The following is a 17,269-nucleotide window of genomic DNA, read 5'->3' as shown; positions in this document are numbered from 1 at the left end:
GGGCGCAGCGGGCCCTCACCATCGAACACCGTGAGGGTCGCCAGCGCGGCGAAGCCGGGCGCAGCGGGCCCTCACCAAAAACGTCTGAGGCTTGCCGACAAGTCGCCTTTCAGCCATGCCTATGACATGTAAGCATGGTTGGATGCCGAGGGAGCCGACCAGCGCGGCCACACGCTGGTCGATCTTGATCGTCTCGCTGGTCGTAACCTCAAGCTCCTTTCTCTTCATCAATGTCGTCGCCTTCTTGATCCCGAGGCTGGAAGCTGCGCGTGGAACGCCGCTCGCCCAGGCGGGTCTGTTGGCGTCGATGCCCACCTGGGGCATGGTCGTCACGCTGGTCGCCTGGGGATACGTGCTGGACCATGTAGGCGAGCGCATCGTGTTGACCTTGGGCTCGGCACTCACCGCAGCGGCGGCGTATGCCGCAGCTTCGGTGCACTCGCTGCTGATGATGGGTGTTTTCTTATTTCTCGGCGGCATGGCCGCGGCCAGCTGTAACAGCGCTGGTGGCAGGTTGGTGTCGGGGTGGTTCCCGCCGGAGCAGCGCGGATTGGCGATGGGAATCCGCCAAACCGCACAGCCACTCGGGATCGCGTTGGGCGCCTTGGTGATTCCCGAGCGTGCCGAGCATGGTGGCGCGCACGCGGGTTTGATGGTTCCCGCAGTCATGTGCGCCGTCGCGGCGGCGGTCAGCCTCATCGGAGTCAGGGACGCGCCGCGCAAGTCCCGCAAGACAGCCACCGAACAGGAACTGGCCAGCCCCTATCGGGGGTCGTCGGTGCTCTGGCGCATCCACGTCGTATCGGCGCTGATGATGATGCCCCAGACCGTCACAGTGACCTTCATGCTCGTTTGGCTGATCAAAAACCTGCATTGGTCGGTCGCTGCCGCCGGCAGTTTGGTCACGCTTTCGCAGCTGCTCGGCGCGCTGGGCCGCGTCATGGCGGGCCGCTGGTCGGATCGCGTCGGGTCGCGAATGCGACCGGTGCGCATCATTGCCGCCTCCGCCGCTGTGACGCTCTTTCTCCTGGCCTGGGCCGACTACCTGAATTCGAGTTATCAGGCAGTGCTCATGGTCGCCATTGCGGTGGTCGCGGTGCTCGACAACGGGTTGGAGGCGACGGCCATCACCGAATTCGCCGGGCCGTTCTGGAGCGGACGTGCCCTGGGCATCCAGAACACCGCCCAACGAGTGACGGCGGCCGCCGGACCGCCGATCTTCGGTGCGTTGATCACCGCAGCGAAGTACCCGTCGGCCTGGGTACTGTGCGGATTGTTCCCGCTGGTGGCCGTGCCGTTGGTGCCGACACGGCTGCTTCCGCCCGGTTTGGAGACTAGAGCGCGGCTGCAATCCGTTCGCCGATGGCGCCGGTGGCAAGCCGTTCGTCCCCGCGACTTGCCAAATAAGTCTCGACAGCCCGATCCACCCGAGCCGCCGCCTCGTCCTCGCCAAGATGGGCCAGCAGCAGCGCCACCGACATGATCGCTGCAGTCGGATCAGCGATACCCTGACCCGCGATATCCGGCGCGCTGCCGTGCACCGGCTCGAACATCGAAGGATTGGTCCGGGTCGCGTCGATATTCCCACTGGCGGCCAAGCCGATACCGCCGCATACTGCGGCGGCCAGGTCGGTGATGATGTCGCCGAACAGGTTGTCGGTGACAATCACATCGAACCGTCCGGGGTCGGTCACCAGGAAAATGGTTGCGGCGTCGACGTGTTGATACGCCACCTCGACGGCGGGATATTCTTCGCCGACCTCGGCGACGATGCGCGACCATAGTCTGCCTGCGAAGCTCAGCACATTCGTCTTGTGCACCAACGTCAGATGTTTGCGACGCCGCTGGGCCCGTCCAAACGCGTCGGCCACCACCCGACGCACACCGAACGCAGTGTTCACGCTGACCTCGGTCGCGACTTCGTTGGGCGTCCCGACGCGAATTGCGCCGCCATTGCCGGTGTATGGGCCTTCGGTGCCCTCGCGCACCACCACGAAATCGATGTCCGGATTGCCGGCGAGCGGACTGCTCACCCCGGGATACAACCGACCGGGACGAAGGTTGACGTGGTGATCGAGCTCGAATCGCAGGCGCAGCAACAGACCTCGCTCGAGGACCCCGCTGGGAACCGACGGGTCACCGATCGCACCGAGCAGGATGGCATCGTGCTCGCGCAGCTCGCCGACCACCGACTCGGGCAATACCTCGCCAGTCGCGTGATACCGGCGAGCGCCAAGGTCATAGCTGGTCTTCTCGACTCCCGGCCGGACCACGTCGAGTACCTTGACCGCCTCGGCCACGACCTCGGGGCCGATCCCGTCGCCGGGGATAACGGCGAGCTTCACGAAAGATCAACCACTTCAAGCATGTTGGCGCCGACCGCCGCGCTGATCGCCGAACGTACGTCGGCAGGCACATCCTGGTCGAGCCTCAGCAGGATGGTCGCGCTTGGCCCCTCGGTGTCCTCGGAGAGCTGCGCGGCTTGAATGTTGACGCCGGCCGCGCCGAGCAGGGTGCCGATCTTGCCCAAGGCTCCGGGCTGGTCAGCGTAGTTGATCACCAGGTTGGTCCCCTGAGCCCGCAGATCGAAGTTGCGGCCGTTGATCTGCACGATCTTTTGCACCTGTTGCGGCCCGGACAGCGTGCCGGCCACGTTGACGACCGACCCGTCGGCACCGACCGCGCGCACATCGACGACGCTGCGGTGATTGGGGCTTTCGGAGGCCTTGGTGATCTCGGCGGACACCCCACGTTCGGCGGCCAGCGCCGGCGCGTTGACGAATGTCACGGCATCCTCGATTACCGCCGAGAACAGGCCGCGCAAAGCCGAAAGCTTCAACACCTCAACGTCTTCGGCGGCCAGCTCACCGGATACTTGCACCGACAGCGACGCCGGCAATTCGTCGGACAGCGCGGCGGCCAGTACCCCGAGCTTGCGCACCAGATCCAGCCAGGGCGCCACCTCTTCGTTGACGACCCCGCCGCCGATGTTGACCGCATCGGGCACGAACTCCCCCGCCAGCGCCAATCGCACACTCTCGGCCACGTCGGTCCCGGCCCGGTCCTGAGCCTCGGCGGTGGACGCGCCCAGATGCGGTGTGACCACCACCTGCGGCAGCTCGAACAGCGGGCTGTCAGTGCAGGGTTCGGTGGCGAACACATCGAGACCGGCGGCGCGGACATGTCCGCTGCGCACAGCTTCGGCCAGCGCCGCCTCGTCCACCAGGCCGCCGCGGGCGGCATTGACGATGATCACGCCCGGCTTGGTCTTGGCCAGCGCCTCCTTGTCGATCAGGCCAGCGGTTTCGGGCGTCTTCGGCAGATGGACAGAGATGAAGTCGGCCCGGCCGAGCAGCTCGTCCAGGGGCAGCAGCTCGATGCCGAGCTGCGCTGCCCGCGCAGGTGCCACATAGGGGTCGTAGGCGACGATATGAGCGCCGAAGGCGGCGATCCGCTGGGCGACCAGCTGACCGATCCGGCCCAACCCCACGACGCCGACGGTTTTGCCGAAAATCTCGGTGCCCGAGAACGACGACCGCTTCCAGGTGCGCTCGCGCAGCGTGGCATCGGCCGCCGGGATCTGCCGGGATGCGGCCAGCAGCAGCGCCAACGCGTGCTCAGCGGCGCTGTGGATGTTCGACGTCGGGGCGTTGACCACCAACACGCCGCGCGCGGTGGCTGCGTCCACGTCCACGTTGTCCAACCCCACTCCGGCGCGGGCGACGATCTTGAGTTTGGGGGCCGCGGCCAGCACCTCGGCGTCGACAGTGGTCGCCGACCGCACCAGCAGCGCGTCCGCCTCGGGCACCGCGGCCAGCAGCTTCTCCCGGTCGGGACCGTCTACCCAGCGCACCTCGACCTGGTCTCCCAGGGCTGCGACGGTCGATTGGGCGAGTTTGTCGGCGATCAACACAACAGGCAGGTTCACGCGGACAGCGTAGCGGGGGGTACCACAGGCTTGCGGGGGACGGGTCGCGGCCATCGACACAATCGGCTGTAATCGGTGGGTGGACGTCACCGTCGTCGGCAGCGGGCCGAACGGGCTCGCCACAGCCGTAATCTGCGCCCGTGCCGGACTAAAAGTACAGGTTCTCGAGGCCCAGTCGACCTTCGGCGGCGGCGCCCGTACCGCCGTCGACTCCGAATTTCCCGGAGTCTCACACGACATCTGCTCGGCGGTTCACCCGCTGGCGTTGGCATCGCCGTTCTTCGCGGAGTTCGACCTGCCCCAGCGCGGTGTGCAGCTGACGGTGCCCCAGATCGCGTACGCCAACCCGTTGCCGGGCCGCCCGGCGGCCATTGCGTACGTCGATATCGAACACACCTGCGCCGAATTGACCGACGGCGCGTCCTGGCGTCGCCTGCTCGGCCCGTTGGTGAGCGACTGGCGCTCTGTCGTCGGACTGCTGCTCGGCGACAAGCGTTCGGTGCCCAATTCGGTACTGCCCACCCTGCGCCTGGGTATCGCGATGCTGGCGCAGGGCACCCCGGCGTGGGGAACACTGCGCGGCGACGACGCCCGCGCACTGTTCACCGGCGTTGCCGCGCATGTGATTTCGCGGATGCCGTCGTTAACGTCGGCCGGTGCGGGCATGATGCTTGCCGTCCTGGCCCATGCGGTTGGCTGGCCCATCCCCGTGGGCGGTACCCGCGCCATCAGCGACGCGCTGATCGCCGACCTGCGCGCACACGGGGGTGAGCTGACGGCCGGCGCCGAAGTCACTTCGCCGCCAACGGGTTCGGTCGTCGCTTTCGACACCGCACCCACCGCACTGTTACCGATATACGGCGACGCGCTTCCGCCTCGCTACGCTAACGCGTTGCGCCGCTACCGGTTTGGGCCGGGGATTGCGAAGGTCGACTTCGTGCTCAGCGACGACATACCCTGGTCTGACCCACGGCTGCGGCAGGCGCCGACTTTCCACCTCGGCGGCACCCGCGAACAGATGGCGCGCGCCGAGGCAGACATCGCCGCGGGCCGCCACGCCGAATGGCCGATGGTGCTGGCGTCTTCGCCGCATGCGGCCGATCCGGGGCGGATCGACGACAAGGGTCGCCGTCCGTTCTGGACCTACGCGCACGTGCCGTCGGGCTCGACCCTCGACGCGACAGACGCGGTGACCAGGGCGGTGGAGGGGTTCGCGCCCGGCTTCCGCGACATCGTGGTGGCTGCCCGCGCCGTGCCCGCCGCGCAGATGGCCGATCACAACGCCAACTATGTCGGCGGCGACATCGGCGTGGGTGGGAACTCCGCGTTACGTGCGATCGCGGGTCCCACCCCGCGGCTAAACCCTTGGAGCACACCGATTCCCAAGGTGTACCTGTGTTCGGCGGCAACCCCGCCCGGCGGCGGCGTGCACGGCATGGCCGGGTACTACGCCGCGCGAACACTGCTGCGTCGCGAATTCGGCATCACCGATACGCCTGCCTTGGGTCCATAACGTCCAGCAGTCCGCCGTGGCGGCAGTCCTCGATCAAACTCCGCTCACCCCCGCCTCCTGATGCGAGCGGCGATAGGTGCCGCCGCGACGGTGGTGAAGGGCACGATCATCGGGAAATCCGCTTCCGCAGAGCAGATTTCGTGGCTGCGTATGATGGTTGCCAACGCGAGGGTGGCCTCCAACATCGCAAAATGGTCACCGATGCAAGAGCGTGGTCCCGCGCCGAACGGTAGGTACTGCCAGCGATCGCGGCCGTTGGCCCGCTCGGGACTAAACCGATCCGGGTCGAACGCCAGCGGGTTGTCCCACAATGCCGGATCGCGGTGTAGCGCGTAAATGCCGACAACCAGCATGGAACCGGCCTCGACCCGAAAGCCGTCAACCTCGATGTCCTGCTGCGCCATTCGCGCAATCGCCGCCCCGGGCGGACAAAGTCGGAGCGCCTCGTGTATGACCCGCACCGTGTAATGCAGTCGCGAGATATCGTCCGGTGTCAGTTCGCGTTTGCCGATCGCAGCGACTTCGGTGGCGACCCGCTGCTGCAGGTCGAGGTTGCGGCCGAGCGCCCACAATGCGTAGGCAAGCGTCGTCGCCGTCGTGTCGTGCCCTGCGAGCATGAAAATGACGAGCTCGCTACGGATCTGCGCGTCCGACAGGCCCCGCCCGGTAGCGGGGTCGGTGGCGGCCATGAGAGCGCGCACCAGCGGCACGTCCCGGCCGGGCTCGGCTCGGCACGACCGCAGGATGTCACCGGCCAAGCGGTGCAACGTCGCCCCGGCCAGTCGGGCCCGGGCGCGCGCAGGCGTCGGTAGCCAGCGCGGCGCCCGCACGGGTCGCATGGCTCGGTTCGTCACATACTCAACCGCAATTCGCAAGGGGTTGGCGACAGCCGCGGAACGATCGTCGAGGTCCACACCGAGAACCGAACGGCCAAGCGCCCGCAACGTGAGTTTGCGGCACTCGAAGTCGAGATCCACCTCGGCGCCGTCGGCCCAACCGGCGGCAACCGCCTCAGCGGCCTGAGTCATGTGGCCGCCGAACACGCGGACGTTCTGCTTGGTGAAGACGGGCTGCAGGGCGCGCCGACGTGGCAGCCATTGTTCGTACCCGAGATCGAACAAGTTGGGCCCCAGCAAATGACGCATCTCCTGATGAATGATCGTCTTGTCGACGTACTGGCCGGCGCGGCCCAAAATGTCGCGCGCGCCCTGCGGTGAGGTGGCAACCACGACGGTCGGCGACAACCAGCGCGGAGCCAGCACCAAACGGGTGACCGGCCCGCCGGCATTCCGTAAGGTTTCCATGCCGGTGTGGAAGGTACGCAGGGCCGTTACTTGTGTCAGAAACGGCAGCGCGTTTTTCGGCGCCAACGGCAACGCCGATACGGCGACGGCGGTTGATGTCATGGTGGTCTCCTGTCGTGATGTCGGACGAGTCGACTATTCGGTGCGAGGCGCAAGGAACCATCGGCAAGATTGCGTAATCAGTCGGGTTGGGGGTCGTACATACGCATATCTGCTGATGTTTTGCCCGCCGGTCTGCCCGCATGCTGGCTACCATGACGCAATCGGACATGGGCGGGAGCGCACCGCTGGCAAACGGAATGGGCATGGGCGAGGTGTTGCCGACGGGCACGGTGACGTTGCTGCTGGCTGACGTCGAGGGCTCGACCCGGCTATGGGAGCACCAATCCCAGAAGATGACGGCGGCGGTCGACCGACTGGATGAGGCGGTCTCGCAGATCGTTTCCGCGCACGAGGGTGTGCGCCCGCTAGAGCAGGGCGAGGGCGATAGTTTTGTGGCCGCATTTGCCCGTGCCAGCGACGCCATCACTTGCGCGCTGGAGTTGCAGCGGGCCCCGTTGGCGCCGATCCGGCTGCGGATCGGACTGCACACCGGCGAGGTTCAATTGCGCGGCGAGGGCAACTACATCGGCCCGACAATCAACCGGACGGCACGTATTCGCGACTTGGCGCACGGCGGGCAGACCGTGCTGTCGGGCATCACCGGGGACTTGGTCGTCGACCGTCTGCCGCCCGGCGTGTGGTTGACCGACCTGGGCACCCATCTGTTGCGAGATCTGCCGCGACCGGAGCGGGTGGTGCAACTGTGCCATCCCGACCTGCACAACGACTTCCCGCCGTTGCGCATCAACAGACCTGCCGGCAGCCAACGCCTGCCGACGCATTTGACCAGCTTCGTGGGTCGAGAAACCGACCTGCGGGAGGCGGCGCGGATCTTGGAGAACACGCGCCTGCTGACGTTGACGGGCGCCGGGGGCGTCGGCAAGACACGTCTGGCCGTGCAGATCGCCTCGGGGATGCTGTCGGCGCAGGATGACAATGTCTGGTTCGTCGACCTGGCGCCGCTCACCGACGACGGTGCCGTCCCGGTCGCGGTCGCCCGGGTGCTGGGCTTGCCCGACCAGCCAGGCCGTTCCACCGACGACACCGTGCTGCAGTTTCTCCGCGCCAGGCAGGCGATGGTGGTGCTCGACAATTGTGAGCATCTGCTCGACGCCTCGGCCGCCTTTGCGGCCGACGTTCTTGCCGACTGCCCAGGAATTACCGTGCTGGCCACCAGCCGCGAACCGCTCGGTATCGCCGGTGAGGCCATTTGGCGGGTCGGGCCGCTATCGCTGACCGGTGAAGCGGTGGAATTATTCGTCGACCGGGCCTGTCAGGTACAGCCGGAGTTCAGCATCGGCGACGAGCAGGATGCCGCCGCAGTGGCCGAGATCTGCCGGCGCCTTGACGGTATGCCGTTGGCGATCGAACTCGCCGCAGCGCGGGTGCGGGTGCTGTCGCTGACTGAAATCGTCGACAGCTTGCACGACCGATTCCGCCTGCTGACCGGCGGCGCACGCACCGCGGTTCGGCGCCAGCAGACGTTGCGGGCCTCGGTGGATTGGTCGTACGCGTTGCTATCGGCGCCCGAACGGATCCTGTTGCGCCGGCTGGCGGTTTTCATGGGCGGCTTTGACCTGCGGGCCGCACAGGTGATCGCCGGTGACGACGAGGCAATGGCGTCCCACCAAGTCCTGGATATGTTGACGCTGCTGGTCGACAAGTCGCTGGTGACGGCAGAAACCACTGCAGGTCGAATGCGGTATCGCCTCTTGGAAACGGTTCGCCAGTACGCGCAGGAAAAGCTCGGAGAATCCGGCGAGGCCGACGGTCTGCGCACACGTCACCGCGAGCACTACTCTGCCGTGGCAGCCCGGCTCGACGCCCCCGGGCGGGTCCGGCTGGACACGTTGATCGCCGACACCGAGATCGAATTCGACAACCTGCAAGCCGCATTCACCTGGAGCCGGGAAAACGCCGAGGCGAACCCTGCGTTGGACCTGGCGTCATCGTTGACACCGCTGTGGTCGATGCGCGGCCGGTTCCAGCAAGGCCTGGGCTGGTTCGAAGCAGTCCTGGGCGATGACACCCTCAACGGCACGATCGAGCCTGCGGTGCTGACCCGCGCGCTGGCTGACCGTGCGTTCCTGGGTGGGCTTTTCGGCGTACCCGACGCCATGGAGGATGCCGAGCGGGCGGTGGCTCTCGCCCGCGGCCTGGATGACCCGGCGCTGCTGGTGCGAGCCCTCGCCAGCTGCAGCACCGTTGCCGTATACGACGCCGATACCGCGCCGCCGCTGCTGACCGAGACAATCGACCGCGCCCGCGCCTTGGGAGACGACTGGCGGCTGAGCCAGGCCCTGGCCTGGCGGGCATTGGAGGCCATCGCCACCGGCCAACCGACCCAGGTGCGCACGCATGCCGAGGAAGGTTTACGCCTGGCCGATGCGATCGGTGACGGCTTCATCGCCCGCCAATGCCGCACCTGGCTGGCAGTCGCAGGGTGGTACCGCGGCGATCTCGCGGGTGCGGTCGCGGAGTTCCGAGCGGTGGTGGCTGAGGGACAGGCGGCACACGACGGTATCGCGCAGGTCATAGCGTTGGTCGGTCTTGGCTTCGCCCTATCGTGTTGCTGCGAATCGGCCGCGGCCAGAGCTGCCGCCGAGGCCGGGCTCGAGGTCTCAGCCTCGTTAGGTGGCTTCGACGGCGACGTCGCGTATGCCGCCTTGGCGCGCGCGGCCATCTCCGCCGGCGATGTGGCGACGGCCGTATCTGCCAGCGAGGAAGCCTGGCGGGTGCGGGTGGTGCGGCGGGAGACGCTCGTCCTGAGTTGGACCCCGCTGGCTTTGGCAGCGCTGGCGCAGGGCGATCTGGTCGTCGCCCGCCAGCGTGCCGACGAGTTGGTCTCAAGTACCACGGGCTGGCACCTGATGGTGGCCCATGCGCAACGTGCCCGCGTCGCGATCGCCCTGGGCGAGCACGATCGGGCCGAACGCGACGCCCATGACGCGTTGGCGATCGGCACCGACATCGGATCGGTCCTGGTTGCCGCGGATGCGCTGGAGTGCCTGGCGACGCTTGCCGCGGCGTGCGAGGCGCACCGCCAAGCAGCGCGCCTGTTCGGCGCAGCCCAGGCAATCCGCGACCGCAATGGTATCGCCCGCTATCAGATCTACCAGTCGGACCACGACTCTGCCTTGGACGAAGTTCGAAATACATTGGGCGACAACGATTTCGGCACTGCGTGGGCCGAGGGAGCCGCGCTGTCCACCGAGGCTGCGATCGCCTACGCGCAGCGCGGCCGGGGCCAACGCAAACGTCCGTCCAGCGGCTGGGCCGCACTGACACCGGCCGAACACGATGTGGTCCGGCTCGTCAGCCAGGGGCTGACCAACAACGACATCGCCGCGCAACTCTTCGTCTCACCACGCACCGTGCAGACCCATCTCACCCACATCTACACCAAGCTCAATTTGACCTCCCGGGTGCAACTGGTACAGGAAGCAGGCCGCCACGCCTAGCGTCGTCGAGCCGGTGCCATGCCTAGGCTGACAACTGTGACGAAACTTGCGATCATCTACTACTCCGCCACCGGCCACGGCACCTCGATGGCAAAACGCGTCGCTGCGGCGGCCGAGGCGGCCGGCGCCGAAGTCCGGGTGCGGCACGTCGCCGAGACGCGCGACCCGGAGTCGTTTGCCCGTAACCCCGCCTGGACAGCGAATTACCAAGCCACCAAGGACCTGCCGGCGGCTACCAGCGAGGACATCGTCTGGGCCGACGCGGTGATCTTCGGCTCCCCGACGCGGTTCGGCTCGGTCGCGTCGCAGTTGCGCGACTTCCTCGACTCGCTGGGCGGACTGTGGGCCGAAGGCAAACTGGCCGACAAGGTGTATGCGGCGTTCACGTCGTCCAACACACTGCACGGCGGACAGGAAACCACGCTGCTCACGCTCTATGTCACGCTGATGCATTTCGGCGGCATCATCGTGCCGCCGGGATACACCGATCCGATCAAGTTCGTCGACGGCAATCCGTATGGGGCGAGCCTGGTCTCGACTCACGACAACATCAGCGAGTTCGACTCGGAAAGCGATAGGGCCACGGCCGACGCGCTCGACCACTTGGCCCGCCGAGTGGTTTCCATCGCCGCCCGGCTCACCTCATAGCGCGAACAGACGCAAAAGCACCCGACACGCCGACGAATTAGGTGCTTTTGCGTCTGCTCGCCCGGAGGCTAAGCCGTCTCGGTGATCGGACGGTCCACCCAGCTCATCAGATCGCGCAGCTTCTTGCCGGTGACCTCGATGGGATGCTCGGCGTTCTCCTTGCGCAGCTGCTCGAGTTGCTTGTTGCCGCCGTCGACGTTGGCAACCAGCTTCTTGACGAAGCTACCGTCCTGGATGTCGCGCAGGATGGCGCGCATCCGCTCCTTGGTGTCGGCGTCGATGACCCGCGGACCCGACAGGTAGCCGCCGAATTCCGCGGTGTCGGACACCGAGTAGTTCATCCGGGCGATGCCGCCCTCGTACATCAGGTCGACGATCAGCTTGAGCTCGTGCAGCACCTCGAAGTAGGCCATCTCCGGCGGATAGCCCGCCTCGACCATCACATCGAAACCAGCCTTCACCAATTCCTCTGTGCCACCGCATAATACGGCCTGCTCACCGAATAGGTCGGTTTCGGTCTCGTCCTTGAACGTGGTCTTGATGACGCCGGCGCGGGTGCCGCCGATGGCCTTGGCGTACGAAAGCGCCAGCGCCTCACCGTTGCCGGTCGGGTCCTGGTCGACGGCGATCAAACACGGCACGCCCTTGCCGTCGACGAACTGGCGACGCACCAGGTGGCCGGGCCCCTTGGGGGCGACCATCGCGACGGTGACGTCGGACGGCGGCTTGATCAGGTCGAAGTGGATGTTGAGGCCGTGACCGAAAAACAATGCGTCGCCGGCGTTCAGGTTGGGCTCGATGTCGTTCTTGAAGATGTCGGCCTGCGCGGTGTCGGGGGCCAGCAGCATGATCACGTCAGCCCACTTGGCGACCTCGGCGGGGGTGTCGACGTCCAGGCCCTGCTCCTCGACCTTGGGCCGCGACTTGGAGCCCTCCTTGAGTCCGACGCGCACCTGCACACCGGAGTCGCGCAGGCTCAACGAGTGCGCGTGCCCTTGACTGCCGTATCCGATCACGCCGACCTTGCGGCCCTGGATGATCGACAGGTCCGCATCGTCGTCGTAGAACATCTCTAGTGACACTGCTGCATCTCTCCTTGTCTATTACTGTCTATTGCTTCGCGTTGGCGATACCGCGCGGGCCGCGGGACAACGCCACCATGCCGGACTGGGCGATTTCGCGGATGCCGAACGGCTCCAATACTCGCAGCAGCGCTTCGAGCTTGCCGCGATTGCCGGTCGCCTCGACGGTCAGCGAATCCGGGGAAACGTCAATCACGTTGGCGCGAAAGAGATTTACTGCTTCGATCACCTGGCTGCGGGTGCCCGCGTCGGCCCGCACCTTGATCAGCACCAGCTCGCGGGACACCGAGTTGTCGTCGTCCTGCTCGACGATCTTGATGACGTTGATCAGCTTGTTGAGCTGCTTGGTGATCTGTTCGAGCGGAGTTTCCTCGGCGGAGACCACGATGGTCATCCGCGACATGTCCTTTTGCTCCGTGCCGCCCACCGCCAACGACTCGATGTTGAAACCGCGCCGCGAAAACAGCGCCGCAACGCGCGCCAGCACACCGGGCTTGTCTTCGACCAGCACCGACAGGGTATGCGTCTTCGTGTTCATCAGGCGTGGCCTTCGGTGATGTCGTCGAACAGCGGGCGGATGCCCCGGGCGGCCTGGATCTCGTCGTTGCTGGTTCCGGCGGCCACCATCGGCCACACCTGCGCGTCGGCGCCGACGATGAAGTCGATCACCACCGGGCGGTCATTGATGGCGCGCGCCTGGTTGATGACGTCGACGACGTCTTCTTCACGCTCGCAACGCAATCCGACACAGCCCAGCGCCTCGGCCAGCTTGACGAAGTCGGGGATGCGGTGTGAGTGCGTGGCGAGGTCGGTCTGCGAGTAGCGCTCCTGATAGAACAGGCTCTGCCACTGGCGCACCATGCCGAGGTTGCCGTTGTTGATCAGCGCCACCTTGATCGGCGCGCCCTCGATGGCGCAGGTGGCCAGCTCCTGGTTGGTCATCTGGAAGCAGCCGTCACCGTCGATGGCCCACACCTCGGCGTCCGGGCGGGCGAGCTTGGCGCCCATGGCCGCCGGGATGGCGAACCCCATGGTGCCCAGCCCACCGGAATTCAGCCAGGTGCGCGGGTTTTCGTACTTGATGAACTGCGCGGCCCACATCTGGTGCTGACCGACGCCGGCGACGTAGACGGCGTCCGGGCCGGCGATTTCACCCAGTTTTTCGATGACGTATTCCGGGCTCAGGCTGCCGTCGCTCTGGGGGCCGTAGCTCAGCGGATAGGTGGCGCGGACGCTCTCCAGATATGCCCACCATTCGGTCATCTCTGGTTGTGCGGGTGCGCCGGCGTCCCCGTAGTGCTGCAGCATCGCGATCAGATCGACGATGACGGCTTTGACATCGCCGACGATCGGCACGTCGGCGTGCCGGTTCTTGCCGATTTCGGCGGGGTCGATGTCGGCGTGGATGACCTTGGCCTCGGGCGCGAACGAGTCGAGCTTGCCGGTCACCCGGTCGTCGAATCGGGTGCCCAGCGCGATCAGCAGGTCGCTGCGCTGGAGCGCCGCCACCGCGGCTACCGTGCCGTGCATGCCGGGCATCCCCAGGTTCTGTCGATGGCTGTCCGGAAACGCACCGCGCGCCATCAACGTGGTCACCACCGGGATGCCGGTCAGTTCGGCCAGTTCGGCCAGCTGCTCGGTGGCCTCGCCGCGGATGACGCCGCCTCCGACGTACAGCACCGGTTTGCGGGCGGCGGCGATCAGCTTGGCCGCCTCGCGGATCTGGCGGCTGTGCGGCCTGGTGTTCGGCTTGTAGCCGGGCAGATCCATACGTGGCGGCCAGCTGAAGGTGCACTGGCCCTGCAACACGTCTTTGGGGATGTCGACGAGCACCGCGCCCGGGCGACCGGTAGCCGCGATGTGGAAGGCCTCGGCAATGACGCGTGGGATCTCGTCGCCGGAGCGGACCAGGAAGTTGTGCTTGGTAATCGGCATCGTGATGCCCGAGATGTCGGCCTCCTGGAAGGCGTCGGTCCCGATCAGACCACGCCCGACCTGGCCGGTGATGGCCACCACCGGCACCGAGTCCATCTGCGCGTCGGCCAGCGGGGTCACCAGGTTGGTGGCACCGGGCCCGGAGGTCGCCATGCACACGCCGACCCTGCCGGTGACATGCGCGTAGCCGCTGGCGGCGTGCCCAGCGCCCTGCTCGTGGCGCACCAGCACGTGGCGCAGCTTCTGCGAGTCGAACAGCGGGTCGTACACCGGCAGCACGGCACCGCCGGGAATGCCGAAGATGACGTCGACGTCGAGTTCTTCCAACGACCGGATCACCGCTTGTGCACCGGTCACTTGTTCAGGTGCCACGCGTTTCGGCTGGTGGGCGGGCTTTGCGACGGGCTTCGCCGCGTCCGGCCCGCTGTTGCCCCCCGGTAGCTGGGAATGCGGCTTGGTAGGTGCGCTCACTGTCCTCTTAGGTCCTCGCGTCTCGGAGCAACAAAAAACCCCCGTCAGCGCTGCTGCTGTACGAGGGTCGCGTTGGTACTCGATTGAACTAGTCAGGCACCAACGCGCCGACTAATTACTACGAGCATTCCAGCGGTATCCATAGCGTCCGACGGTAGCCTTCGCACAGCTCAGCAGTCAAATCCGGTGCCGCGCACCCGGTCGGGCAACGGCTCCTGCAATGATGCGAACGTGGCGGCTGAATCGCAGGTGGTGCTGAGGATATCGCCGATGGCGCACCTCGCCGTCGGATTTTTCACCCTCGGCCTGCTGGTGCCGGTGCTGGCCTGGCCGCCCAGCGCGCCCCTGCTCGTTATCCCCGTGGTGTTGTCGACGCTGATCGTGCGGCTGCGCACCGTCGCCGACGAGCACGGTGTGACGGTACGCAAACTGCTAGGTCAACAGACCGTGGGCTGGGACGACATCGAGGGGCTGCGATTCAGCAAAGGATCCTGGGCGCGTGCCCGGCTGAAGAGCGGTGCAGAGCTGCGACTGCCCGCGGTCACCTTCTCGACGCTGCCCCAGTTGACCGAGGTCAGCTCGGGCCGGGTGCCCAACCCGTATGGGTGACCGGGTCAGCCCACCGGGTTGACCCCGTTGAGCAGCATCCACACGGCGACACCGGCGCCGATACCGATCAACAGCGCCACGAACGACCCGATGAACGGCCGATACGCCCAGCCCCTGCCGGCGTCGAGGCCGTAGCGGCCGGGACCACACAAGATCACCGCCACGGCGATGACGATCAGCGTGATCTGGTACTCGTGCCCGTCTGGCAGGAAGAACGAGAAATTGTGCGAATGCGGCTTGACGGAGACGGTGGCGAGCAAACCGTTGATCAGGAACGCCAGCGCTCCCGCGGCGGCGACCGGGGTGAACAAACCCAGTACCAGCAGCGCGCCCGCGACGATCTCGCCGCCGGCGCCCGCATAGGCCAGGACGTCGGCGTGGTGGTAGCCGACGTCGGACAGCGAGCTCTTGAACCCAGTCATCCCGGTGCCGCCCCACCAGCCGAACAGCTTCTGCAGCCCATGCGCCAACAGCACCGCTCCCAGGCCGGCGCGCAGTATCAGCAATCCGAGATGCTGGGTGCCGCGACGGCCCAGGTCGAAGTGGCGATCGTGGTCCGTTTCCGGATCGATGGCGGCCGGCTCGGCTCCCAGTGCGCCGGCGGGCTGCGGCGGGTTGAACGCATACGGCAGCGGTTCCGGCGAGTCCATCAGGTTGTGCACGGAGCCGCCCGAAGTGGCGGCCTGGTAGGCCGGCAGGTCGGTGGTGGTTCCGAATTCGCCTGGAAAACCGACGGGCGTCAGGTCGTCTTCGGGGTCAACCAGACTTGCCGAGGCAGGGCGTCCCGGCAGTGGTTCCGGGAGGTCACCCGGCCGCCGCCAACTCGAGTCATGCGATTGACTGGTCACCCGTGCCAGGGTAAGGGCAAATCGGCCTGAATCTGGGATTTGAGCGGCGCTTTCACCAGACAATTCGGCAGTTTGCCCGCCAGCCCGTTCCGATCGGCGCCAAAGTGAGCGCCGCCACGTGTCGGGCTACGAAATCGTCGGTACGACGGCTTTCGAAGGCTCACCCACCCGGGTATGTGGCGGCGGTGTCCGCAAGGTCCGTAGCCTGTCGGTCATGCGGATACGGCGGTCGGCGCGGTGCGCACTCGCCGCGCTCTGCGCGGCAATGCTGGCGTTGACTGGTTGCGCGCGGTTCAACGACGCCCAGTCGCAGCCGTTCACCACAAATCCGGCGCTCAAGCCCCAGCCCAGTTCTCCGCCTCCCCCGCCGCCGCCGCTGCCCGCGACACCGTTCCCCAAGGCGTGTCCGGCGCCCGGAGTCATGCAAGGCTGCCTGGAGAGCACCAGCGGCTTGATCATGGGCATCGACAGCAAAACCGCGCTGGTGGCCGAGCGCATTACCGGCGCGATCAAGGAGATCTCCCTGAACGCCGAGCCCAAGGTCAGGATGGTCATCCCGGTCGACCCGTCCGGGGACGGCGGCCTGATGGACATCGTGCGGTCGCCGACCTACAAGCAGGACCGGCTGATGTACGCCTACATCAGCACACCCTCCGACAACCGGGTCATCCGCATCGCGGACGGCGACATCCCGAAGGACATCCTGACCGGGATCCCGAAAGGCGCCAGCGGCAACACCGGAGCGTTGATCTTCACCAGTCCCACCACGCTGGTCGTGCTGACCGGCGACGCCGGCAATCCGGCGCAAGCCGCGGATCCCGCGTCGCTGGCGGGCAAGGTTCTGCGCATCGAGCAGCCGACCACCGTCGGCCAGGCCCCGCCGACGACGGCCCTGTCCGGCGTCGGATCCGGCGGTGGCCTGTGCACAGACCCCGTCGACGGCTCGCTGTACGTACTCGACCGGACCCCGACCGCGGACCGGCTGCAGCGCATCACCAAGAAGTCCGAGGTTTCCACGGTGTGGACGTGGCCGGACAAGCCGGGCGTGGCCGGCTGCGCGGCCATGGACGGAGTGGTGCTGGTGAACCTGATCAACACCAAGCTGACCGTGGCGGTCCGGCTCGCGAAGTCGACCGGGGCAGTCACCGGTGAGCCCGACGTCGTGCGCAAGGAGACCCACGGGCACGCGTGGGCGTTGAAGATGTCGCCGGACGGGAACAGCGGGAAGACTACGTCGTCGAGCTTTTCCGCATCGCCGGCGGTCTTGTTGACGGTCGCGCCCCAGACGTTTCCGTCCGGCGACATCTTCAACGCCCACGCGTGCCCGTGGGTCTCCTTGCGCACGACGTCGGGCTCACCGGTGACTGC

12 protein-coding genes and 1 pseudogene are annotated in these 17,269 nt (G+C 66.7%); 6 read left to right on the top strand and 7 right to left on the bottom strand.

The features are described 5' to 3' along the window. Window positions 1–115: 115 nt before the first annotated feature. Window positions 116–1,312 (top strand): annotated as a pseudogene (locus A5791_RS25755) (MFS transporter); the annotation flags it as partial. A 22-nt stretch (window positions 1,313–1,334) separates the two neighbouring features. Here the strand turns inward: A5791_RS25755 and A5791_RS03500 are convergent. Beyond that, entirely contained in the window at window positions 1,335–2,345 is a 1,011-nt protein-coding gene (locus A5791_RS03500; protein WP_067231125.1) for a 3-isopropylmalate dehydrogenase, read from the bottom strand. Then, complete coding sequence (serA, locus tag A5791_RS03495; RefSeq protein ID WP_067231121.1) at window positions 2,342–3,928, bottom strand: phosphoglycerate dehydrogenase; 1,587 nt, start codon at window positions 3,926–3,928, stop codon at window positions 2,342–2,344. The genes A5791_RS03500 and serA overlap by 4 nt, the downstream gene beginning before the upstream one ends. A 79-nt stretch (window positions 3,929–4,007) precedes the next feature. Between serA and A5791_RS03490 the strand changes: the two genes are divergently transcribed. Further along, entirely contained in the window at window positions 4,008–5,441 is a 1,434-nt protein-coding gene (locus A5791_RS03490; protein ID WP_067231118.1) for an NAD(P)/FAD-dependent oxidoreductase, read from the top strand. 44 nt (window positions 5,442–5,485) lie between these two features. On the opposite strand, the gene A5791_RS03485 is transcribed toward A5791_RS03490, so the two are convergent. Further along, window positions 5,486–6,847: a cytochrome P450 gene (locus A5791_RS03485; protein WP_067231114.1), complete on the bottom strand. Its 1,362-nt coding sequence runs from the start codon at window positions 6,845–6,847 to the stop codon at window positions 5,486–5,488. A 152-nt stretch (window positions 6,848–6,999) separates the two neighbouring features. Between A5791_RS03485 and A5791_RS03480 the strand changes: the two genes are divergently transcribed. Continuing rightward, window positions 7,000–10,308: a LuxR family transcriptional regulator gene (locus tag A5791_RS03480; protein WP_231995790.1), complete on the top strand. Its 3,309-nt coding sequence runs from the start codon at window positions 7,000–7,002 to the stop codon at window positions 10,306–10,308. A 36-nt stretch (window positions 10,309–10,344) separates the two neighbouring features. After that, the gene (gene wrbA / locus A5791_RS03475) at window positions 10,345–10,956 is read left to right on the top strand and encodes an NAD(P)H:quinone oxidoreductase (RefSeq protein WP_067231111.1); all 612 of its coding nucleotides are present in this window, start codon (window positions 10,345–10,347) and stop codon (window positions 10,954–10,956) included. 68 nt (window positions 10,957–11,024) lie between these two features. Here wrbA and ilvC read toward each other — a convergent pair whose 3' ends face one another. Genes ilvC through A5791_RS03460 form a run of 3 tightly spaced genes read right to left on the bottom strand, consistent with a single transcriptional unit; the run spans window position 11,025 to window position 14,444 of the window. Then, window positions 11,025–12,026, bottom strand: a complete 1,002-nt coding sequence (gene ilvC / locus A5791_RS03470; RefSeq protein ID WP_156660975.1) for a ketol-acid reductoisomerase — start codon at window positions 12,024–12,026, stop codon at window positions 11,025–11,027. Window positions 12,027–12,066: 40 nt separating this feature from the next. Beyond that, complete coding sequence (gene ilvN, locus A5791_RS03465; RefSeq protein WP_067231103.1) at window positions 12,067–12,576, bottom strand: acetolactate synthase small subunit; 510 nt, start codon at window positions 12,574–12,576, stop codon at window positions 12,067–12,069. Beyond that, window positions 12,576–14,444, bottom strand: coding sequence for an acetolactate synthase large subunit (locus tag A5791_RS03460; RefSeq protein WP_067231100.1), 1,869 nt, complete (start codon window positions 14,442–14,444; stop codon window positions 12,576–12,578). The genes ilvN and A5791_RS03460 overlap by 1 nt, the downstream gene beginning before the upstream one ends. A gap of 270 nt (window positions 14,445–14,714) precedes the next feature. Here A5791_RS03460 and A5791_RS03455 point away from each other — a divergent pair, with 270 nt between their 5' ends. After that, a complete protein-coding gene (locus A5791_RS03455; protein WP_067231233.1) occupies window positions 14,715–15,053 on the top strand; it encodes a PH domain-containing protein in 339 nt (112 codons plus the stop codon). 5 nt (window positions 15,054–15,058) lie between these two features. Here the strand turns inward: A5791_RS03455 and A5791_RS03450 are convergent, their stop codons facing one another. Then, window positions 15,059–15,901: a DoxX family protein gene (locus A5791_RS03450; protein WP_067231097.1), complete on the bottom strand. Its 843-nt coding sequence runs from the start codon at window positions 15,899–15,901 to the stop codon at window positions 15,059–15,061. Between the two features lie 214 nt (window positions 15,902–16,115). Here A5791_RS03450 and A5791_RS03445 point away from each other — a divergent pair. Next, window positions 16,116–17,269: PQQ-dependent sugar dehydrogenase (locus tag A5791_RS03445; RefSeq protein WP_156660974.1), on the top strand; the 1,154-nt coding region annotated here is incomplete at its 3' end.

It is taken from the genome of Mycobacterium sp. 852002-51163_SCH5372311 (assembly GCF_001667115.1).
Classification (GTDB): Bacteria; Actinomycetota; Actinomycetes; order Mycobacteriales; family Mycobacteriaceae; genus Mycobacterium.
The sequence above is the reverse complement of the archived record's forward strand: the minus strand, read 5'-3'. Positions and strand labels throughout refer to the sequence as shown.